The organism is Phenylobacterium montanum, from assembly GCF_018135625.1.
Lineage (GTDB): Bacteria > Pseudomonadota > Alphaproteobacteria > Caulobacterales > Caulobacteraceae > Poindextera > Poindextera montana.
Genome location: NZ_CP073078.1, coordinates 1,512,191 through 1,532,790, shown reverse-complemented (window position 1 = coordinate 1,532,790; position 20,600 = coordinate 1,512,191). Strand labels below are relative to the sequence as shown.

The 20,600-nt window shown below is 62.5% G+C and carries 18 protein-coding genes; 11 read left to right on the top strand and 7 right to left on the bottom strand.

What is annotated here, in order from left to right; genetic code table 11:
• Positions 1–35: 35 nt before the first annotated feature.
• The 7 genes from KCG34_RS06780 to KCG34_RS06750 form a co-directional block, all read right to left on the bottom strand.
• Positions 36–980, bottom strand: coding sequence for an amidohydrolase family protein (locus KCG34_RS06780; RefSeq protein WP_211939632.1), 945 nt, complete (start codon positions 978–980; stop codon positions 36–38).
• Positions 981–1,114: 134 nt separating this feature from the next.
• Positions 1,115–3,607, bottom strand: coding sequence for a TonB-dependent receptor (locus KCG34_RS06775; RefSeq protein ID WP_211939631.1), 2,493 nt, complete (start codon positions 3,605–3,607; stop codon positions 1,115–1,117).
• Positions 3,608–3,673: 66 nt separating this feature from the next.
• The gene (locus tag KCG34_RS06770) at positions 3,674–4,606 is read right to left on the bottom strand and encodes a FecR family protein (RefSeq protein WP_211939630.1); all 933 of its coding nucleotides are present in this window, start codon (positions 4,604–4,606) and stop codon (positions 3,674–3,676) included.
• Positions 4,573–5,136, bottom strand: a complete 564-nt coding sequence (locus KCG34_RS06765; protein ID WP_211939629.1) for an RNA polymerase sigma factor — start codon at positions 5,134–5,136, stop codon at positions 4,573–4,575. Before KCG34_RS06765 ends, KCG34_RS06770 begins: the two co-directional genes overlap by 34 nt.
• Positions 5,137–5,327: 191 nt before the next feature.
• A complete protein-coding gene (locus tag KCG34_RS06760) occupies positions 5,328–5,609 on the bottom strand; it encodes a hypothetical protein (protein WP_211939628.1) in 282 nt (93 codons plus the stop codon).
• A gap of 144 nt (positions 5,610–5,753) precedes the next feature.
• On the bottom strand, positions 5,754–6,299 hold the full coding sequence (locus KCG34_RS06755) for a TMEM175 family protein (RefSeq protein ID WP_211939627.1): 546 nt from the start codon (positions 6,297–6,299) through the stop codon (positions 5,754–5,756).
• Positions 6,300–6,389: 90 nt separating this feature from the next.
• Positions 6,390–7,076 carry an isochorismatase family protein gene (locus tag KCG34_RS06750; protein ID WP_211939626.1) on the bottom strand — a complete coding sequence of 229 codons (687 nt, stop codon included), beginning with the start codon at positions 7,074–7,076 and terminating at the stop codon, positions 6,390–6,392.
• 117 nt (positions 7,077–7,193) lie between these two features.
• On the opposite strand from KCG34_RS06750, the gene KCG34_RS06745 reads away from it, so the two are divergent.
• The 11 genes from KCG34_RS06745 (at position 7,194) to KCG34_RS06695 (ending at position 20,503) form a co-directional block, all read left to right on the top strand.
• Complete coding sequence (locus tag KCG34_RS06745) at positions 7,194–8,108, top strand: LysR family transcriptional regulator (protein ID WP_211939625.1); 915 nt, start codon at positions 7,194–7,196, stop codon at positions 8,106–8,108.
• 105 nt (positions 8,109–8,213) lie between these two features.
• On the top strand, positions 8,214–8,543 hold the full coding sequence (locus KCG34_RS06740; protein ID WP_211939624.1) for an antibiotic biosynthesis monooxygenase family protein: 330 nt from the start codon (positions 8,214–8,216) through the stop codon (positions 8,541–8,543).
• The gene (locus KCG34_RS06735) at positions 8,540–9,898 is read left to right on the top strand and encodes an alginate export family protein (RefSeq protein ID WP_211939623.1); all 1,359 of its coding nucleotides are present in this window, start codon (positions 8,540–8,542) and stop codon (positions 9,896–9,898) included. Before KCG34_RS06740 ends, KCG34_RS06735 begins: the two co-directional genes overlap by 4 nt.
• A gap of 13 nt (positions 9,899–9,911) precedes the next feature.
• Positions 9,912–10,760 carry a pirin family protein gene (locus tag KCG34_RS06730; protein WP_211939622.1) on the top strand — a complete coding sequence of 283 codons (849 nt, stop codon included), beginning with the start codon at positions 9,912–9,914 and terminating at the stop codon, positions 10,758–10,760.
• Between the two features lie 768 nt (positions 10,761–11,528).
• Entirely contained in the window at positions 11,529–13,931 is a 2,403-nt protein-coding gene (locus KCG34_RS06725; protein WP_211939621.1) for a TonB-dependent receptor, read from the top strand.
• A gap of 32 nt (positions 13,932–13,963) precedes the next feature.
• Positions 13,964–14,914 (top strand): alpha/beta hydrolase, encoded by a 951-nt coding sequence (locus tag KCG34_RS06720; protein ID WP_211939620.1) that lies wholly within the window; start codon positions 13,964–13,966, stop codon positions 14,912–14,914.
• Positions 14,915–14,991: 77 nt separating this feature from the next.
• Positions 14,992–16,053 carry a helix-turn-helix transcriptional regulator gene (locus KCG34_RS06715; RefSeq protein ID WP_211939619.1) on the top strand — a complete coding sequence of 354 codons (1,062 nt, stop codon included), beginning with the start codon at positions 14,992–14,994 and terminating at the stop codon, positions 16,051–16,053.
• Positions 16,054–16,137: 84 nt separating this feature from the next.
• Positions 16,138–17,019: an SDR family oxidoreductase gene (locus tag KCG34_RS06710; RefSeq protein WP_211939618.1), complete on the top strand. Its 882-nt coding sequence runs from the start codon at positions 16,138–16,140 to the stop codon at positions 17,017–17,019.
• Positions 17,012–18,739, top strand: a complete 1,728-nt coding sequence (locus KCG34_RS06705; protein ID WP_211939617.1) for an N-acyl-D-amino-acid deacylase family protein — start codon at positions 17,012–17,014, stop codon at positions 18,737–18,739. Before KCG34_RS06710 ends, KCG34_RS06705 begins: the two co-directional genes overlap by 8 nt.
• A 1-nt stretch (position 18,740) precedes the next feature.
• Complete coding sequence (locus KCG34_RS06700; protein WP_211939616.1) at positions 18,741–20,003, top strand: 3-isopropylmalate dehydratase large subunit; 1,263 nt, start codon at positions 18,741–18,743, stop codon at positions 20,001–20,003.
• The gene (locus KCG34_RS06695; protein WP_211939615.1) at positions 20,000–20,503 is read left to right on the top strand and encodes a 3-isopropylmalate dehydratase small subunit; all 504 of its coding nucleotides are present in this window, start codon (positions 20,000–20,002) and stop codon (positions 20,501–20,503) included. Before KCG34_RS06700 ends, KCG34_RS06695 begins: the two co-directional genes overlap by 4 nt.
• Positions 20,504–20,600 lie beyond the last annotated feature (97 nt).

Sequence of the window (20,600 nt, the reverse complement as noted above, 5' to 3'; positions counted from 1 at the left end):
GCGTACGTAGCACCTAGTTGAAACATAGTTCGCGACTATTGAGTTTTGGCATTTAGTGAACAGCCCGAGTCCAGTCGTCTCATATAGGGCGCCTCGTTAGAAAGGACTTCGCGCCATTCGTCGGGCGTGAGCGGCAACGCCGGGACTTCGGAGCTGTAGTACTGGGTCAGATCCATCCCCTTGATCCAGTCTGACGCTGGCAGGAAACGCTGCAGGCCGATCCGGCGCATCAGGCCCGCCAAGGCTTGGTCATCGGAAAGCGAAGCTTTGCGGTCCGGCAGGTCGGGCACGTAGGCCAAGTCAAACAGAAGATTGCGGGTTCCTGCGGGGTCGCTCCCGATCGCCTCGGCGAAAGCACTCAGGGCCGAGAGGGTCTGAGCGTCGACGCCGCCCCATCCACCAGCATGGGCGATTTGCACCGTCACGCCACGCGCGCGAGGCAGGATCTGGTTCAGGAACTGCTCGACCGCTTTGCCGCCGTAGTTGGGGTCCCGATTCCGCAGATGGACAACGATCGGAAAGCGGGCTTCGTTCGCCGCTTCGAAGACGGCCCCCAGGTTCGCCATCTGCGCGGGCGAATTGAAGTCGAAGCCTGAGTTGGCGAGGTGCAGTTTCAGGCCTGTCGCGCCGCCGGTTCGGGCCCAATACCGAATTTCGTCCAGGGCGTTCGGGCTGTTTGGATTGACGCTGATGAAGGCCGCCAAGCGGTCGCAGCTGAGCCTCGCCTGCTCGACCACGTAGGCGTTCTCGGCCCGCGTTTCCGGCGCCAGCAGGTTGGGCGGTTCGGCGACCTCAGGGGAGCCGATCATATAGGCCGTCGAGAGCAGCGCGCCGCGTCCGATCCCGGCCGCGTCGAGCGACCGCAACGCATCGGCTCCGGTCGAGGCTTTGAGACCATCGCTGTCACAGCCGTCTTTCTCGGCGATATTCTTGCAGAACTTCCTTTCGATCTCGACCGACAGGGGCGAAGCGATGTGCATGTGATGATCGGCGGCTGCAAAACGGGGGGTGACGGCCGTCGCGGCGTTCAGAGCTAGCGTCGCCCCAGGGAGTGCTGCGCTCGCCAGGACGGCAGAGAAAACGCAAGCCCTGGCGCGCCCCGCGGCGACCCTGCTCACAGCTTGTAGTCGAACGTCAGGCCGAAGGTGCGCGGCCTGACGAGGTATTGGCTGAGCTGGCCATAGTTGAATGCTGTGGCGACCCCGTGGGAATCGCCGATATTTTCAACGAACGCGGTGACTTCGATACCGCGGACTCGAGCGCTGGCTCTGATGTCCACGAGGTTGTATTCGCCTTGTTGGGTTCCTGGCTGACCGAATATCCCGGGGGCGCGCGAGACGTAGCGCTCCGACAGCACCAGCGCAGGCCTCAGTGGAGCATCCTCCCATCGATACGAAAGGGTGTTCGAAATGGTCCACTTGGATGCCCCTGGCAGGGTGGCGCCCTTGGGTGCAAGGCCGCTCGGCAGTTCGAGCGGCGTCTCAAGGGTCGCGTCCAGATAGGTCAGGTTCGACTGCAGGGCGAAGCCCCGGACCGGCCGCCAGGTTACGGCCTCCTCGACGCCATAGTTGGTTGCCCTGCCGGCGTTCGCGGCGTAGCCCAGCCCGGTTGAGGTGTCGAGCCGCACCTGGATGTTGCTCCAGTTGATATAGAACAGGGTCGTATCGATGAGCAGCGTGCGGTTCAGCAGCGTAAGGCGGCTGCCGAACTCGTAGTTCATCAAGCTGTCGGGTCTGAATTTGAGCGGAATATTGGCGCCAAATGCGGTGGGGTTGCCGCCGCCGAAGCGGAAGCCCTCGGACACCAACCCATAGGCCATGAAGGAGTTGCTGGGGGTCCAGGTGATCGAACCCTTCGGCGTGAAGCCGCTGTATTCGCTGGAGACGCTCGTCTCCGATTCAGTGACGATGTTGGCGGGGTCCGATGCGATGAGTTCGAAGAGGCCCTGGTTGATGTTTCTATTGGTGGATTTCTCATCATAGAGGCGGCCGCCAAATGTGAATTTCCACTCATCGTTGAGGTGGTAGGAGGCCTCACCGAAGAGCGCGCTCTCCTGGCCATGAAAGATGAAGCCGTCGTTCTCGAACTGATCGCCGCTGGTGATTTGCTGCCCGATCGTCGAGCCGTAGACGGAGCCGTACAGAGAATCGATGTTCGCGGCGGCGTTGGGCGCGTCCAAAGCCTCGAAATTCCGTTCGCGCGTGTCGTCATGGTAGAGACCGACCAGATAATCTATGCGGCTTCCCGGCTTGGAGGTCAGTCGGACCTCGAACGTACTGCCATCGCTTCCAGCGTAGCTCGGTGAAGGGACCGGCGAGAGGACGCCGTTGAAGATCGGCGCGATATCCGATGTGAGATCCTGGCTGAAGAGTTCCTTTTTCCTGTGATAGGCCGCGCTCAGCGTAAGGGTCGCGAAGCTGAGATCTTCATCCACCCGGATATTGTGGATCTCGGTGGTGAAATTGGCCGGTTCCGCCGTCGGGGTGTTCTTCTTGTACGGTCCAGCTATGTCAGGTTCCTGATAGCCCTGATCCGGAGTGTCCTGCGTCTGCAGCAGGTAGAGATAGTTGACGGTGGTGCGGGCGTTGGGTCTCCAGGTTGCTTCCAGCCGGCCGCCGCGCGTGAGGGTGTTATTAACGTTCCTTTGCCCCGTGCCGATGTTGGCGATGAAGCCGGGTTCCTGCCGGTAGACGAACACTCCACGAACGGCCAAGACGTCCTCGACTAGCGGCAGATTGACCATCACCTTCCCAGAACCGCCACCGCTTCCATGCTGCGTCCCCTCGAAGGTGCTCTGGACATGGACATCGTAGCGCCGCAGATCGGGCTTCATCGTCTGATAGTTGATGACCCCGCCCAGCGAGCCGGAGCCGTAGAGCGTGCCCTGAGGCCCGCGCAGCACCGTTACGTTGTCGACGTCGAAGGCGTCGATGTCGGGCGTTCCCGCGCTGAAGTAGGGATCTGTCAGCGGAACATCATTGATGAAATACCCGGTTGTGCCCTGGCCTTGATCGTTTTCGGTCGTTGTCGAGACGCCGCGGATGGTCGCCGTGGAGTAGCCCTCCGCTCCGGCGTTGAAGCTGACCCCCGGCACGCGATTGAGATAGTCCGAGAAGGATTCGGCGCCTAAGGTCTCGAGTTCGCCGGCGGTGACCGCAGAGATGGATGCGGAGATCGACCTCAGGAGTTCCGGGCGTTTGTTGGCGGTGACCACAATCTCCGAGATCTGGCTCGGCGCCGCGTCACCCTGTGCCGTGTTAGCGCCGGCGGCGCTCTGAAAACGGACGACGGCCGTTGTGTCGTTGATCTGGACGATTTCTAGGCCAGTGCCGGAGAGCAGCGTCTTGATAGCGTCGGCGTCGCTCAGGCGCCCGTGGACGCCGGGAGATTTGGCTTGGGCGGCGGCGTCATAGGGAAAAATCAGCTGGAGACCTGTTTGGGCGGCGAAGGCCTTCAAGGCTTCCGCGGCGCTTTCCGGCGGTATGTTGAACTCATGCGTCGCGCCGGCGATGGCGACCGCCGACCAAAGACTCCCCGCCGCCATCGCCGCGCCGCCCAGCAGTAGACGTCGAACGCCACTCGCCTTGCCGGAATTGTATTTCGCCATGCCTGCCCCCGTCATGTTTGGCGCTGTCCAAACCTTGACGAACGAGGCGGCGATTTCCGCTATCCCTCAGCGGCTGATTTCCAAGGTGTCGTCTTGATGGCGCAGTTTCAGATCGAAGGCGCGGGCCGTGCTCGCGGCGAAGGCGTCCGGGCTGTCGATATCGTAGCCTCCCCCAATCCGTAGCGCTGCGACCTCAGGCGCAACCGAAAGCTTGGTGCGGTTGTAGCGGTTGAACTCGGCCACCACCTCGCCCAGGGTCTGGCCGTCGAATTCAAGGCGGCCGGTTCGCCAGGCCACCGTGCGCTGAACTTCCGCGGGCATTGGTCGAACAGACCCGACAACTTCGCCAGCCTGGATGTCGGCGACGTCGCCGGCATTGGCGGCTTCAGATCGACCGCTCTGCCCCGGCAGCGGCACAGTTCCAACCACGACCGCGACCCGCGCCCCCTGGGGCGTCAGCCGCATGTCGAAGGTGGAGCCTGAGGTTTGGAGATTGAGCGATCCGGCCGACAGGTGAATGGGCGGCGCGCCCGATCGTGAAGTAACGAGAACCTCGCCGCGGGTGAGGCGCACCAGGGCGCCCGAGCGTCGGCGCCGGACCTCGACCCTGGAATCAGTGTTCAGGGTCAAGCTCTGCCCCTGTCCGAGCTCAATGACGCGCCGCTCGCCGACCTGGGTCGCATAGGAAACCGTGGGATCCGCGGTCGCGACGACAAGAATGATCGCACCCGCCGCGGCTGCGGCCGAGATCAGCCATCCGGGCTTCATCTGCATTGGGGTGTTGGTGGGCTTGGGCCTCGCCGCCGCGGGCTGCAACTGGCCGGAAAGCTCCCAGGCGCCCTTCAGCCGCGCCAGTGCGACAGCATGAGATGGCGACTCGGCGCGCCAGCTCTCGAACGCCTCCTTCAGCGAGGCGTCGCGGTCCGAAGCGTCGAGGCGGGCCAGCCAGTCGGCGGCCTCGGCCATCACCGCTTCGCGATTGCGGTTCGCTTCACCCATGGCCTGGCTTTTTTCCGTTCCAATCCGATCTGCGCCAGCCGATCCGCGCACAGGCGCAAACCCTTGGCGACGTGCTTCTCGATTGTCGAGATCGAGAGGCCAGTATGCGCCGATATCTCCGCCGGGGACATTCCGTCCAAACGGCGGAGCTTGAACACGCGCTGGCATTGTTCCGGAAGCGCTTCGATGGCGGCGATCACGACCGCAAGCGCGTGCCGGTCGTCCAGGCGCTCTTCGGGCCCCGGCTCATCATCGGCGGCTTGGAAGAACGCCGCCGATGCGCTCTCGATCGGCACGATGCGGCTACGCCTCAGCTGATCCAGCGCCAGGTTGCGCGCGATCTGATGCACAAGGGCGACGGGGCGATGCGCCGATCGCCAGATCCCGGTTTCGATCAGGCGCTCATAGGCGGACCAAAGAAGGTCTTCCACATCAGAGTCCGAATAGACCAGAGCGCGAAGACGAGAGCGGAGCGCCGGTTCGAACGGCGCGATTTCCCGCAAATACCAGTTTTCGAAGGCCTCAGTCATGTGGCGACGAAGGCTGCAGTTGATGGGCCATCTATGTCAAGCGAGGCGCGCAAGCACCATCTCGCCGGACGCCGTCGCCAAGTGCGGTCGTTGAGGACGCTCGATCTGAGGCTCCGCCGGTTCCCAACAGTCGACATTGCAACCGGCAGCGCACCCGGTGCTCAAGCATCGAGCGCCCGAACTATCCAAATTCAGTGAGGTGCGTAGGGTTTCAGCGCCACCAGTTGCCCGCGGGTTCTTGGACCTCCCGTAAATGCTCCGCCGTCAGTCACGACATAAAGTGTATCTCGATCGGCGCTCGTGGCGCCGAACACGGCGTCCCTCGCCCCGATAATCGCCTGGCGCTTGTCGACGATTACGGAGCGGCGACCGTCTGGCCCGACCTTGACCAGCGTGTTGTAGAGGTGCGTGGTGAGGAAGAGGGAGCTGTCGCGTCCAATGGCGAAGTCATCGCCGGGGATGCCTGACGCCAACTCCTTAGGCGATCCCTGCGCGACGCAAGGAGCTCTCGGAATAAGACTGATCCGCTCGAAGCTCGGAGAGATCACATGACGCGCGCCGGACACATGGTTGCGGCCGGCCAAGCGCGCTGCGCAGCGGGGACCAGTTCCGTGGGCCTACTTTGGGAAGCGCGGAGGTGGAGCCGGAACATCAGGGATAAAATAGGCCGCCGCCGGCGCTGCAAGCAAAATAAGGGCGAGCGGCCTGCTGAGATAGACCACCGGAATAGCTGCGCCGGTGGCAAGCATGGCGGCGAAATTTTTAAATTGGTGCCGCCGGGCTGGGCCAGCGATCTGTTGAGCGTCAAAATTGCGGCGCGTCAGATCCCTGGCCAGCAGCAGGTAGGCGAACGCGACGACTTCCGACAAACCTGCGTATACCGCGATTGGAAAGGCTGTACCGCGCATCGCGCCGAGATAGGCCGTGGCGAACGGGAACAGCGAGAGCCAGAACAACAGATGCAGGTTAAGCCAGAGGGTGGTCGGGCCGACCCGCCTGGCTGCCTGCAAGAGGTGATGATGATTAACCCAGTAGATTGCCACTAGGACGAATGACAAGGCGTAGGAAAGCAGGACAGGCCATAACGCCAGCAAGGCCGAAGGCTCGCCGCTCACTGGCGGCCTCAGATCGAGCACCATGATCGTGATGATGATCGCGATCACGCCGTCACTGAAGGCCTCCATCCTCCCCGCGTCCATCGAAAGCCCTTTGTGCCGCGCTAGAAAGGCTATGATTGGGGGCGCCGAAGCTGCCTAGAGCTTTGAGATGATCTCGTCTGCCATGATCTTTTGCGCCTTCTGACCTTCAGCGGTGCTGAAGTCGTTGGCCAGTTCGGTCACCACCTGATTGACGACCGACACCTCGGCTCCGGCCTTGCGGAGCCGCGCATAGGTCATTTCATCACCTTGGGTGCTTGTGGTGCCGCAGGCGTCGGCCACGACCAGCACCTCGTAGCCGAGCTTGAGCGCGCTCGTGGCCGCCCAATACATACAGATGTCGGTCGTCAACCCCGCAAGAATGATTTTCTTCCGCCCGAGCGCTGCGACACCCTGTTGGAGCCGGGCGTCATCCCAACAGTCGAGCTGTCCGCCTCTCGCATAGCGATGCGCATAGGCCTCCGGTGCGATTTGCTGCAGATCGGGAATGGTCGGCCCGACCTGCTGCTCAACCGTGGTGGTAAGGATAAGAGGCATATCATATGCCAGCGCCATCTTGGCCAGCACGCGACAGCTGGTGACGACTGTTTCCTTTGGAATGCTCTTGACCCAATTGACGGTGCCAGTCTGGTGATCGACCAACATAATCAAGCTGTTACGGGTAGAGAATCCGTTCGTATTCGCCGTCATGGCGCGAGATGAGGTGGTGGACGCCGCGATGGCTGTCGACACGGCGACCAGGGGGGCGAAGGCGAATACTTTACGGCGATCGAAGAGCGGCATTGGGCGTCCTTAGGTCCGATGGCTTGACGGCGTAGGTTGCCTCACCGCTACATCGTCCCGCGAGCGGCATGAACGCTTGAGTTTGGATTTCATAATTCCACAAGAGGGACAAAGCCGATGGGTGAGGTGCTCCGCGACATGGCGTTGTTTGTCGAAGTCGCGAAGCTCAGGAGTTTTCGCCGCGCGGCGGAGGCGTTGGGAATGCCCACTTCCACACTCTCACGGAGAATCGCCGAGCTTGAGTCGGCTGTCGGCGCACGCCTTTTGAACCGGACAACCCGCTCAATCGAACTGACTGAGGCTGGCGCGGTCTACTACGCGCGCTGTCGCGAGATCGTGGAGGCGGCTCGGGTCGCGCACGAACAGCTCGGGGACCTGATCGACATGCCGCGCGGCCGGCTGCGCGTGTCGACCACCGCCGAGTTCGCCAGGCTTTTTCTTGGGCCTTTGGTTGCCGACTACGCTGCGCTCTATCCAGATGTCGCGCTCGAGCTCGATATGCAACCGCACAAGGTCGATCTGATCGCCGAGAACTATGATCTAGCGTTGCGTATCGGCGCCCAGCCGGACTCGAGCATGATCGCCCGACGCCTCGGTATGGTGCGCGTCGCCCTCTTTGCGGCGCCGCAATATCTTGAGGCCGCAGGTGAACCGCGAGGGCCAGACGATCTTTCCCGGCATGCCGTGATCTGCAACCTGAATAGCCCCAACGCCAACCTTTGGTCGCTGAGCAATCTCGATCGCAGCGTCGAGGTCGAGGTCTCTACCCGGCTGCAGGTCAACAACTTCGGTTTCATGCGCCAGCTCGCGCTCCTCGGCCTTGGGATCACGACCCTCCATGAGCCGATGGTCGAAGCCGATGTCGCGGCAGGCCGGCTGCGACGCGTGTTGCCAGATTGGCTGTTTCGCGAGGCCCCCGTCTACGCCCTGACGCCTAGCCGGCTTTTGCCAGCCAAGACCCGGCTGTTTTTGAAGATTCTGACCGAACAGATTTCCCCGCGGCTGCAGGCCACCTTTCCCGTCGGCGGCTAGCCGCCACTCGTTTATCCCGCGAACGGGATAGAGCTTTTCATTTTAGCCGATTATCCCGCGGGCGGCGGTCGTCTAGCTCTGTCCCGAGCGACGGGAGCGCGGCCAATGCCTGCAGTGATCGATCCGACCGCGACGGTCTTCACCCTGGTCAATACATTCCAGGTTGATCCATCGTCTCAGCCGAAGCTAGCAGCCGCTTTAAAGACGTTCACCGAGCAGTTCGCCACCTCCCAGCCTGGTTTTATCGGGGCGGCGGTCCATATGAGCTTGGACGGAGCGCGAGTGCTCAACTACGTTCAGTGGCGTGCTAAAGAAGATCTGGATGCGGCCTTGGGCTCGCAAGCCGGCCAGGCGCATCTCGCAGAGGTCGCGCGCCTTGCCCTGCGCATCGATCCAGTACCCTACCATGTCTATTTTGTTGGCGCTGAAGCATGAAATCGGCGCTGCTGGCGCTGTCGCTATTCGCGGCGTCATGGGACTGCGCGTGGGCGTCTGAAGCGCCCGCGCCGTCCTCGCCCTTCCGATACGATGACGACCTTTCGCTCTATCGGAACGGCCATCAGGATGATCTTTTTCATCAATTGAAGGCTCTGCCGCTTGGCGAAGACGCGATCCTCTCCCTGGGCGCAGACCTTCGAGAGCGAGTGGAGACGAGCAACGCTACGCTCCTGGGGCTCCGCTATCGTGGTCGTCAAACCTACGACCTGCATCGGCTTCAGGTGTACGGCGACCTGCGACTGGAGCCAGATGTTAGGGTCTTTGTACAACTGGGAAACTATGAAGAGATAGGCAGAAAGCCGGGGCCGATACCCACCGACGTCGATCGGCTGGATCTGTCTCAAGCTTTCGTCGACATCGGGCGCGATGTGGCCGGGGGGCATGCCGCCCTGCGGCTGGGCCGGGCGGAAATGAGTTTCGACGAAGGCGCACTTATCGGCCTTCGCGATGGGCCTAACGTGCGTCAGGTCTGGGATGGCGCACGACTGACCTATGTCGTAGGGCCTTGGCGATGGGACGCCTTTGCGGTCCGGCCCGACGCGGTCAAGCCGGGTGACTTCAACGACCATGCGCTGGCGGGACAATCTCTAGAGGGCGTCCATCTCACGCTCGCGCGGCGGGGCCCCTGGGCCGTGGACGCTTTCTACTATCACGTTCGCAATCCCTTGGTGTCGATCCTCGGCGCCGCCGGTCCGGAGCGGACCGATACGCTCGGAGCCCGCCTGCGTGGCGGCGCTGGAGCCCTAAGCGGCTCCGTCGGCCTTATCGGTCAGACTGGATCGGCCGCCGGTCGGCCCGTGCGGGCATTCGCCGCACACGGAGATGTCGGTTGGCGCTTTGATGATGTTTGGACGCCAAATCTATCGGTCCGGGCAGACGTGCTCAGCGGCGGCGACAATAGCAGGCATGTCACAACCTTCAACGCGCTCTACCCCAACGTTGCGTACTCGACCGAAGCGACGATTGAGGCGCCCGCCAATCTGATCGAAACCGGCTTGGTTGCGGAAGCCAGCCCGATCCGCCCGGTGACGCTGCAATATACCTTGGAAGGCCTCTGGCGCTTCTCGGTGAAGGACGCCTTCTACGCCGCGCCCTTTGCCCCGCTGGTTCGGCCCAACGGGGCCGGTGATCGCTACAGTGGGATCGAACAGCAGGTCAAATGCGCTTGGCGGATCAATGCAGTCGCCACCCTGACCGCAGCGCTGGCCCACTTCTCGGCCGGCGCCTTCATCCGCCACGCCGGCGGGCGCGATGAAGACTTTGCGATGACGTCGCTATCCCTTCGTTTCTGAAAGGACGCCAGATATGAACTTGCGTACCCTAGCACAGGTTGGCTCCCTCCATCGGCAAGGGCCGATCACCCGGTTGATCAGCCCGGAGGACCTTGGTGAGGCGCTGAAGCCATTCATCTTCCTAGATTATTTTGCCGGGGAGATCTCGCCTGGATTCGGCTTTCCAATGCATCCCCATTCCGGCATCGCCACCTTAACTTGGCAGCCAGGCTGCGATGTCCGCTACCGCGATACGACAGGAAAAGACGGCACGCTTAAGGCTGGCGGCCTTGAGTGGATGAATGCAGGCGGCGGCGCTTGGCACCAGGGCGTTCTTCTCGGCCAGGGCCGGGTGATGGGCTTCCAGCTTTGGGTGGCGATGCCGCCGGGCGTCGAGAGCGGTCCTCCGCTTGGCCAGTATGTCGCGCCCACCGATGTACCGATTTTGGCAGCCGAGGGCGTTGAGATCAAACTCTTCCTCGGCCATCTTCGCTTGGCGGAAAAGATTGCGATCAGCCCCATCACCTCGCATCAGGTCATGAACTATTTCACTGTCTCGCTCGCGCCTGGGGTTCGATGGAGGTACGCCCCGCCCGTCGCACACGATGTGGCTTGGGCGTTCGACTACGCGGGCGATGTTCTCATGCAAGGCGCGCGCGCTCCAACGGGCGGGGTCAAGGTGTTTGCAAGCAGCGGCGACATGCAATTCGAAGCAGGAAGTAGGGGAGGATCTATTTTGGTGGGCTCCGCGGTCCGACATCCCCATCCCCTGGTCATCGGCCCTAGCTCGGTTCACACCAGTCGAGAGGCGCTGGACCAGGGCCTCGCTCAGATCGAGAGCGCAGGTTCGCACCTTCCAGCGGCTTTAGAATTTCACCGCTAGCGAGAGCTACCAGTGCGTTCAGAGCGCGTACGCAAATTCAAGTGGAAAAGACTTTTCCCGCCGAGAGCCGCCCTTCTGAGCAGCAGGGCTACAGCGAGGTCAGCCACCCGATTCCGGACATTTGGAATCGGCAACGGTGGGTGGAGAACGGACGCGCTGCGCTCACAGCTTCGCCGATTTAGTCGCGGTCGCACCCATGAATGAGAGCGATACCGCTGACGCCCGCCCCTGATAGAACGTCGCACCGGATAAGAATAGGTCGAGCCAGAGGTAGGTCAGAGTCAGCATAGTCGCCGTCAAAGTGCCGGCAATAAGCAATCGCGGCCGCGTGAATGTCACGGGAGGCCTCCGCCTCCAGTGACCAGCGTAGCAGGTTCGCATTGCAGCCGCTCGGCGTCCGAATTTACTTCGGCTTTGGGTCGCCCTCGACCTGCAGGTCCCGTTCCGGAAATCTCCGTTGCCGGCCGTTGGCGCCGGAGCGCTTTTCAACGGCGAAAAACCGCACCGGTCCCAACGGTCGCTCATGGCGCCGAACCGCCATTCCGGCCGTCTGTCGAGGGTGCCAGCCACCCGCTGCGACGCTAAGTGCGATCCACCAGGCGCTTTAGGCGCCACAGTGTCCAACCTTTGCTGAGCGAAAAAGTCCGCCTCAAATTGAACGGACTGACCCTTAGATCCGCTTGGGGTCCGGGGCACTCTTCCTCCCAATGTGAAGGCGGCGCCTGCGCTCCATGCGCAGCGATAGCCAGCCTCGGGGCAGGGGGTGAAATGGCCAGGACCACGATGCAACGCGACGAAGCGATCAATGCCCGCCTATCGGCGCGAGCCCTGCAGTTTCTGGCGGCCACCGCCTCAGGCTTGGTGCTGGCGGCGCCAGCCATGGCGCAATCCATCTCACCAGGCGGCGACGCCGCCAACGGGAGTCAGACAAACCAGAGCACCGTCTCTGAGATCATCGTTACCGCACAAAAGCGCCAGGAAACGGCGAACTCGGTGCCGATGTCGATTACAGCTGCGACGGGCAATCAACTTCGAGTGGCCGGGATCGGCCAGCCCAAGGACCTCGTCAAGATCACGCCGGGCTTTAGCTACGCAGATTCGTATGTGGGCTCACCGATCTACACCCTGCGCGGGGTTGGGTTCAGCGACATCAGCCTTGGCGGCCGCCCAACGGTCAGCATCTACACGGACGAGGCGCCGATACCCTTCGCCATTGAAACGCGCGGCGCGAGCCTCGACCTGGAGCGCGTCGAGGTCCTCAAGGGGCCGCAGGGCACGCTTTTCGGCCAGAACGCGACCGGGGGCGCCATCAACTACATCGACGCCAAACCGACTGAGTCCCTTAAATATGGCTTCGACGGCAGTTATGGCCGGTTCAACAGCCTGGACGTCGATGGATTCATTAGCGGCCCCCTCGCGGCGAACCTCACCGGCCGCATCGCGTTCGACCATACCCAGAACGACGATTGGCAGCGCAGCTACACCACAGGCGCGACCAATGGCGCCGGGGAATTCAACAATGCCCGGATCATTCTGGCGTGGATGCCCACCGGCCGCTTGAAGGTTCAGCTGAACGTCAACGGATGGGTGGACAATTCGGACACTCAGGCTAGCCAGCTGGTCGCCATAACGCCGAGCGCACCGGCCGCGGCGGCGCTGGTTCCGGGCCTTCTGACCTATCCCCTGTCGCCGATGAACGCTCGCGCCGCCGACTTCAATCCCGGCGCCGACTATCACAAGAACAACAACTTCTTTCAAACGAACGTCAGGGCGGATTATGATCTGACCGACAAGTTGGTCGTGACCTCGATCACATCATTCAGCCACTACGCCGAACACCAACTTCAGGACATCGACGGGACTACACTTTCAAACCTGACGGAGTTCGTCAGGGGCGACATCACAAGCTACTCTCAGGAACTGCGGCTCGACGGCGATCCGACGCCGAAGCTCCATTTCGTGGTCGGCGCCGACTATGCGAACGATCGGGTCTACCAGAAGGATCACACAAACTTTCCGCAAAGCACCACGGCGTTGACCTTCGTGCCGCTCGGCTTGCCGTTGTTCTCAGATTTCAGCAACTTCGGGACGCAGCAGGAGGAGACCTATGCCGTATTCGGCAACCTCGATTACAAGATTTCGGACGCGGTGAAGGTCTACGGCGGCGTGCGATACACCGAAGCGGACAATCATTTCATCAGCTGCTCCGCTGACAGCGGCGACGGGATCGCGGCCTCGGATTTTGGACCCTTCCAGGATTATGTGCGCTCCCTGGCGGGGCTTCCGCCCAATCCGGCGATCGCGAAAGGCGGCTGCATCACCGCAAACGCGCTTTATGCTCCTGTCCTGGTGGACGAGACCCTCAATCAGAATAATGTCTCCTGGCGCTTCGGGGCGGAATGGACGCCTATCCGCCGCACCTTGCTCTACGCCAACGTCAGCAAAGGCTATAAGGCCGGCGGTTTTCCCGATCTTGGCGCGACAACAGCGACCCAATACCTTCCGGCGTCGCAGGAATCGATTCTGGCCTATGAAGCAGGCTTTAAGACCACGCTCATCGACCGGACGCTTCAACTCAATGGCGCGGTCTTCTACTACGACTATCGCGACAAGCAGATCCTAGGCCGGGTGCTCGACCCCCTGTTCGGGCCGCTGCTGAAACTCATAAACGTGCCGAAATCCGACATCAAAGGCGCGGAGCTGCAGATCGCCTGGGCGCCGATCGACGGGCTCAACGTCACCGCGGGGGCGTCCTACATCCACTCCGAGGTTCTGGACAATTTCTCGAACTACGACTCCAACGGACAGGTGGTCGACTTCGGGGGAGAGGCGTTTCCTAACACGCCGAAGTGGCAGCTCGTGTCGGCCGCGGACTACAAGTGGCGGCTGGATGACCGGTTGGATGCGTTCGTCGGCGGAAACGTCACGTACCAATCCAAGACCAATAGTGAGCTCGGCAACGTCCCGCTACTGGCTCTCAAAGCCTATACCCTCGTGGATTTGCGCGCTGGCGTGCAATCTGCGGATGGGGCGTGGAGGCTCTGGGTTTGGGGTCGCAACGTCGGCGATGTCTACTACTGGACGGCCGCAAGCCGCGATACCGACACAACGACCCGCTTTGCCGGCATGCCTCGCACTTTCGGTGTGACGATGTCCTACCGCTACCAATAGGCCTTGCGCCCATCGACAGCCCGGAGCTTCTCTTGGACTTGCAATTGAGCGCTCATTACTCGCGTCGACCTGACATAGAACGCGCTTTCGAACACCTGGCGGCGGGCGCCCAGCCCGGCTCGTCAGAGGACCCGATCGCCGCCATGCGGGCTTTTGTTGACCGCTACGGGGACGTTGAGGCGAGAGGACCGCTGTCAGCAAAGGAAGTGCTCCCCACCCGCATTGGCGATGTGCCAGCCGAGTGGATCGTGCCGCACCAACTTCGCGGGGCCGACCGCATCGTTCTGCTACACGGCGGCGGATGGGTGGCCGGCGGGTTGGAAAGCCATCGCCCGATGGCCGCCGTCCTGGCGGAGCTGAGCGGCCTGGCCGTATTGCTGGTCGGCTACCGTTTGGCTCCAGAGCACCCGTTCCCTGCCGGCTTGGACGACTGTCGCGCTGCTTATGCCTGGGCATGGAATAACGGGCCGAGCGGACCGGATCCCGCAAGCCAAGTCTTCCTCGTGGGCGATTCAGCCGGCGGCAACCTGTCCGCGGCCGTCTGTGTCGAGGCTATTGCGAGCGGCGCCGCCATTCCGAGCCGACTGGTGCTAATGTCTCCAGCACTGGATGGATCGGCCAATCCTGCGCGCGGGCCGGAAGCCTCGGCGAACGGCGACCAAGCGTCGCTTGAGGCGATGATGTCGCTCTATCTGAAAAGCCGTGACCAGATCGACAATCCTTGCGTGTCTCCCCTCATGGCCGCCCCGGACATTCTGGCCCGCTTCCCCCCGACATTGATCCAGGCCAGCAACGCCGAGTTTCTGGTGTGGGACGCAGGAGAGTTCGCCCGCCGTCTGATCAACGGCGGCGTTCGCGTGAACCTCAGCATTTGGCCGGCGATGCCGCATGTCTGGCAGGCGTTCTTGAACCTGTTGCCCGAGGCGCGCGAGGCGTTGGACGAAGCCGCCGGCTTCCTCACCGCGCGAACGCCTGCATCTTGATTGCAAGGCGAACTAAGCGTCTCCTCAGTCACATCGCCCTGTCGATAACCGATGGCGGTCCTGCCCAAGGAGCAGGGATGTCCGTGGAATTGTGCAGTAAGGCAACGCCGCCGAGCCGTCAGATCGGCGTGCATTCGGCTTACGTCGCCGCTTTGATCGGCCGGGGGACGCTGGAGCAAATCCTTGCTCGGCTCGATCGCGTCGCCGGATCGCACAGCCAAGGCGAGACGATCGATTTCGTCACCGCATGGAAGGTTCTGAACTCCAACGTCGAAACCATGGCTGATGAAGGACATCGCCTATCCAACACCGCGGTGCCGACGGGGAATTTCGAGTTGCTCATCGCCTCGATGGTGCAGGGAACCTCACTCGCCGACGGGCTGACGAGGATGGTCAGCGGCGCCCGCATCCTTCGTCCCGACTTGGACTTCCAAGTCTCGGTGCGGCAAGGGTGTGCGCAGCTTACGGTTCGATTTTCGAGCGGGGAAACCCTCGCTAAGGCAGTTTATCTCGAGGCGCTCATAACCGTGATCCATTGCGCGGTGCGCTGGGGTCTCGAGCAAGCCGTTGACCCCATCCGCGTGCGCGGCCCAGGAATCATTGCGGCGAACCACGGTTCATGGCTCAGTCTTTTTGGACCCCCGGTGCAGAGAAAAGGGGAGGGGGTATCTGTCGTCTACCCAGCGGATGCGAGCGCTGCACCCTTCCGGCAACACGCGTTCGGACGTTGGCATGACGCGACGTTTCACGAATACGTACGCCTCGTGTCGAGGTTCGAGGCCGATCGCCCGGCGCGGTTGTCGCCGACCGTGCAACAGGTCCGTGAAGCGCTGCTCAAGGGCGCGCAGGGCCAGGTGGACGTAGCAAAACAAATGGCGATGAGCGTGCCGTCCCTGCGCCGACGTCTCACTGAGGAAGGCGCTTCATTTCGGGGAATCCAGACCTCACTCCGCCGCGAAGCGGCGGAGGTGATGCTGATCAGTGACAAATCGGTTGAAGAAATCGCTACCGAGCTTGGTCTTGCCGATTCCCGTTGCTTCAGGCGGGCCTGTAGAGCCTGGTTCGGCGGCTCGCCCTCGGATGTGCGACGGGCCTTGCGGCTGGCGTCCTTGAGCCAAGGTACCCCAGCGGTACGGTGAGCGAAAAGGTCCGGGTCGAACCGAGCGGATCCGCCCTTTCGCGTCGATCGTCGACATGCGCCCTTTGGGAGCAAGGAGACGCTCATGCAGGACTTCAACGGCAAGGTCGCGTTGATCACGGGCGCGGCAAGTGGAATTGGCTACGCCATTGCCGAAGTGCTCGGCGAGTCGGGGGCAGCTTTAAGCTTGGTCGACATCGAAGCAGGCGCTTTGGCGAAGGTCGAACACGAATTTCTAGCGCGAGGATGGTCGGTGCTCAGTCAAACCGCCGACGTCTCTTCGTTTGACGCCGTCCATGCGGCGGTGAAATCCACGGTGCACCGCTTCGGCCGCATAGACATAATCTGCAACAACGCTGGCGTTGGACTGGAAGGACCTGTGGAGTCCTGGACCGACGCTGGCTGGAGCTGGGTTCTGGGAGTGAACCTCATGGGCGTCGTCAACGGCGTCCGCGCCGCCACGCCCTTTTTCAAGGCGCAGAACAGTGGCCATATACTGAATGTCGCGTCGATCGGCGGTCTGACCGCCGCCGCGAACCACGGTCAGTATGGAGCCAGTAAGTTCGCTGTCGTCGGGCTATCGCAGAGCCTGCGCGACGAGTTGGCGCCGCACGGCGTCGGCGTCACCGTCCTGTGTCCGGGTTTTGTCAAAAGCCGTATCGCCACAAGCGCGCGGAATGCCCCGGGCGACCTGCCGGCGCGGCAAGCTTGGCTCATGGAAACCGGGTTCACGGGACCCGCCAAAGAGCTTTTCCAGATGATCGAGCGGCGGGTCGACACTGGTCTTGACGCACGCGCGGTCGGCGAAATGGCCCTGCGGGGTCTGCGCACCAACGCCTTCATCGTCCTGACCGAAAGAGAATTTCTCCCTGACATCGAGCGCCGCCAGAAGGCTGTCGCAAAAGCGATTGCCGTTCTGGGCCAGTGGCCCACGCAACCCCAAGCTCAGGCTCAAACCCATGGCTGAGTTCGACCTGGTCGTTCGGGGCGGGCGCGTCGCTGATGGGCGTGGCGGCGAGCCTTACGTCGCCGACATAGGGATTAAGGACGGCGTCTTCACCACGATCGGAGCAAATCTGACGAAAGGCGAGGCGGAGATCGACGCCGCCAATCGCCTGGTCACGCCCGGCTTCGTCGACATCCATACCCACTACGATGGCCAGGCCACTTGGGACTCCTATCTCGCGCCGTCGAGCTGGCACGGTGTGACTACGGCGGTCATGGGTAACTGCGGCGTCGGCTTCGCGCCGGTCCGGCCTGAAGATCGTGATCGGCTGGTCGAAGTGATGGAAGGCGTCGAGGACATTCCCGGCGCGGCCTTGCATGAGGGTCTGGCCTGGAATTGGACAGGTTTTCCAGACTATCTCGACGCGCTGGAGCGCCGACCGCACGACATCGACATTGCCGCACAGCTCCCCCATGCGGCGCTTCGCATTTTCGTCATGGGCGAGCGCGGGGCGCGCCTTGAGATGGCGACAGACGACGATATCGCCCAGATGCGCAGGCTCGCTCGCGAAGCGATGGAAGCAGGCGCTCTAGGGTTCACCACCTCCAGGACGCTCAACCACCGAACCAAGCGAGGCGATCCGACGCCCTCGCTGCGGGCAGCGGAAGCGGAGCTGACGGGGATCCTCCAAGGGCTTGATGACGCTTCGGCGGGCGTATTCGAAATGATCTCCGACTTCGACTCGCCCGGCCCCGACGCCGAATTCGGCATCGTGCGACGCCTAGCGCAGCGGTTTGCACGGCCGACTACCTTGTCGCTCGCCCAGGTGCATCACGATCCGGCCGCGTGGAAAATACTGCTCGGTCTAATCGGGGCGGCCGCCGACAACGGTTTGCCCATCAAGGGCCAAGTGGCGCCGCGCCCCATCGGCACCCTGCTCGGGCTGCAGGCCAGTCTGAACCCGTTCTCGGCTCACCCCTCGTTTCGATCGCTCGCGGCCTTGCCGTTCGCGGAAAAAGTCGCCGCACTGCGTCAGCCGGAGTTCCGCGCGCGGCTGTTCTCGGAAAGGCCTGTGGGCCGAGCGGCGGAAGCTGTCGCGCGCTTCAGCGACTTTGAGCGGATTTTCCCGCTGGGCAGCCCACCCAAATACGAACCTGCCCCAGAGAGCTCCATAGCCGCGACGGCTCGGGCGACGGGACGCCAGGTGCTGGAGATCGCTCTGGACCTGATGCTTGAGGAGGAGGGCAGAGGCTTTCTCTTCGCTCCCTTTTCTAATTTTGCAGACCGCAACCTCGAGGCCTGCCGCGCTATGCTAGACAGCCCGCATACGCTCGTCGGCCTTGGCGACGGCGGCGCACATGTCGGCATGATTTCCGACGCGAGCTTTCCAACCTTCCTGCTGAGCTATTGGGGCCGCGACAGGCCTACTGGCCGGTTCGATCTTGCCCATCTCGTCAGGATGCAGACCTTGGATACAGCGCGGGCCGTCGGCCTTCTGGACCGCGGCTGCATTGCGCCCGGATACAAGGCCGATCTCAATGTGATCGATTTCGACAATCTCACGCTGCAAGCGCCGATCATGGTCGATGATCTACCCGCAGGCGGTCGCCGGCTGCTTCAGCGCGCACAAGGGTACGACGCGACCGTGAAATCAGGCGTCGTAACCTACCTGAAAGGGGAGGCGACCGGCGCGCTGCCAGGTCGGCTAGTTAGGGGCGCCCAAAAGGCGCCAGGCCTCTAGCGTGACCGGCTTTACCATGACGGAGAAGATCCTTGCCCGCGCCGCTGAGGGGCGTGCGCTTCGAGCGGGCGACGAGGTGCAGGTTCGACCAGACTTCATTCTCGCCTACGTCTTCGGGGGCTTCGTCAAGTTCCCGCGGCTGATCGCCAAGGAGTTCGGGATCGAACGCCTCGACGCTCCGGAACGGTTCGCACTCTTTCTGGACCACAACATCCCGGTGACCGACGCCCGCCTTGAGGCCCGGATGGCCGAAGTACGCCACTGGTGCGACGCAAAGGGCGTTGAAATTCATGATGGCGCGGGCATCGGCCACGTGGTGGCGTCGGAATCCGGCTACGCTTCGCCTGGGGCGTTCGCCGTCCATTTCGATGGCCATATCAGCCAACTCGGCGCCTTCGGAACGCTGGCGGTCGGTATCCACATCGGGATTTACGAAGCGTTCGCCCGTCCGACCATCGCCTTCACCGTCCCGGAAACTGTGCGTGTGAAACTGACAGGGCAGCTGGCGTCAGGGGTCATGGCGCGCGACCTTATTCATCACCTCATCGCGCAATTTGGCGCCGACTTTTGCAACCGCAAAGTGTTGGAGTTGTCCGGCTCCGGACTGGAGAGCCTGTCTCTGGACGACTTGCAGACCATTACGGGCCTGGCGATGTTTACTGGAGCGCTCACCGCTATCGCGGAACCGACCGAGCGGGTCCGGGACTTTGTACGCAACAGAGCGCGCCTTGTGCTTCCACCGATCGTCAGCGACGCCGATGCTGTCTACGCTGCGGACCTGGTCTGCAATCTCGACAAAGTCGGCCCGCTTGTCGCTGTTCCGCCGAGTTCGGCCACGATCGTGCCCCTGAGCGAGGTCATCGGGCGACCGCTTCAGGTTGGCTACCTAGGCTCGTGCGTTTCCGGGCGCCTGGAGGACCTCCGCATAGCAGCCAGCCTGCTTCGAGGACGTCGGATCAATCCTGGCTTCACGCTCAACGTCGTACCGTCTAGCCGCGAGATCATGGTGCGGGCGGCCGAGGAGGGGCTGATTGCCGAGTTGGCCTCGGCAGGGGCCTTCATTTCCTCGCCGACCTGCAGCTATTGCTACGGCGCGGTAGGCGCCCTCGCCTCAGGTCAGGCGGCGGTTTCAAGCGGTACACTGAACATTCCGGGCCGCATGGGTAGCGCCGAAGCCGAGATATATCTCGCCAGCCCGGCGGTCGTGGCCGCCTCAGCAATCGAAGGTCGTCTCGCAGACCCACGCGGATATCTCGCTCGATGATGCCTATATTGCAGGGACGCGCGGCCTTCGTGTTTGACGAGCCGAACTTCGATGTCGACCGTATTCTGGGCTTCGACGTCATGCGCTCCCACGATACAGAGGCGATGCGCGCGAGCGCAATGGGGGCATTTGACCCCGACTTTCATAGTGTGGTGCAATCCGGTGACCTTCTGGTCGGCGGCGTAAACTTCGGCTACGGCCACCCGCATGGGCCTCCGATGGACACCATGCGCCGAATTGGCATCGCCGGGGTGATCGCGGAATCCTTTGCGCCGCTTTATCTGATGGGCGAACTCGCCAACGGATTTCCGCAGATCACCTGCCCGGGCATCCTCAGCGCAATCCAACGGTGGGACGTTCTGTCCGTGGATTGGGAGGCCGGGACGCTGACAAACGCCGGATCCAAACAGGTTCTAAAAATCGCGCGTCCCACGGCCCATGAACGGCAGCTCTTGGAGGCTGGCGGCATTTTCCCACTGCTCCGTCGTGCAACGATCTAACCGAGCGATTCCGTCCCTGGTGAACTCAGCTCAAACGAACCGAGGGACCATGCGCCATCTACCCTGCCAACACGGCGGAGGGATGAAATGCGAAGTT

What these genes read in the sequence shown, in the direction of transcription:
- KCG34_RS06725 (WP_211939621.1), top strand. Translation starts at nt 11,529, where the DNA reads ATGGCCAGGACCACGATGCAACGCGACGAAGCGATCAATGCCCGCCTA.
- KCG34_RS06765 (WP_211939629.1), bottom strand. Translation starts at nt 5,136, where the DNA reads ATGACTGAGGCCTTCGAAAACTGGTATTTGCGGGAAATCGCGCCGTTC.
- KCG34_RS06705 (WP_211939617.1), top strand. Translation starts at nt 17,012, where the DNA reads ATGGCTGAGTTCGACCTGGTCGTTCGGGGCGGGCGCGTCGCTGATGGG.
- KCG34_RS06745 (WP_211939625.1), top strand. Translation starts at nt 7,194, where the DNA reads ATGGGTGAGGTGCTCCGCGACATGGCGTTGTTTGTCGAAGTCGCGAAG.
- KCG34_RS06735 (WP_211939623.1), top strand. Translation starts at nt 8,540, where the DNA reads ATGAAATCGGCGCTGCTGGCGCTGTCGCTATTCGCGGCGTCATGGGAC.
- KCG34_RS06695 (WP_211939615.1), top strand. Translation starts at nt 20,000, where the DNA reads ATGATGCCTATATTGCAGGGACGCGCGGCCTTCGTGTTTGACGAGCCG.
- KCG34_RS06750 (WP_211939626.1), bottom strand. Translation starts at nt 7,076, where the DNA reads ATGCCGCTCTTCGATCGCCGTAAAGTATTCGCCTTCGCCCCCCTGGTC.
- KCG34_RS06775 (WP_211939631.1), bottom strand. Translation starts at nt 3,607, where the DNA reads ATGGCGAAATACAATTCCGGCAAGGCGAGTGGCGTTCGACGTCTACTG.
- KCG34_RS06715 (WP_211939619.1), top strand. Translation starts at nt 14,992, where the DNA reads ATGTCCGTGGAATTGTGCAGTAAGGCAACGCCGCCGAGCCGTCAGATC.
- KCG34_RS06770 (WP_211939630.1), bottom strand. Translation starts at nt 4,606, where the DNA reads ATGGGTGAAGCGAACCGCAATCGCGAAGCGGTGATGGCCGAGGCCGCC.
- KCG34_RS06710 (WP_211939618.1), top strand. Translation starts at nt 16,138, where the DNA reads ATGCAGGACTTCAACGGCAAGGTCGCGTTGATCACGGGCGCGGCAAGT.
- KCG34_RS06740 (WP_211939624.1), top strand. Translation starts at nt 8,214, where the DNA reads ATGCCTGCAGTGATCGATCCGACCGCGACGGTCTTCACCCTGGTCAAT.
- KCG34_RS06780 (WP_211939632.1), bottom strand. Translation starts at nt 980, where the DNA reads ATGCACATCGCTTCGCCCCTGTCGGTCGAGATCGAAAGGAAGTTCTGC.
- KCG34_RS06730 (WP_211939622.1), top strand. Translation starts at nt 9,912, where the DNA reads ATGAACTTGCGTACCCTAGCACAGGTTGGCTCCCTCCATCGGCAAGGG.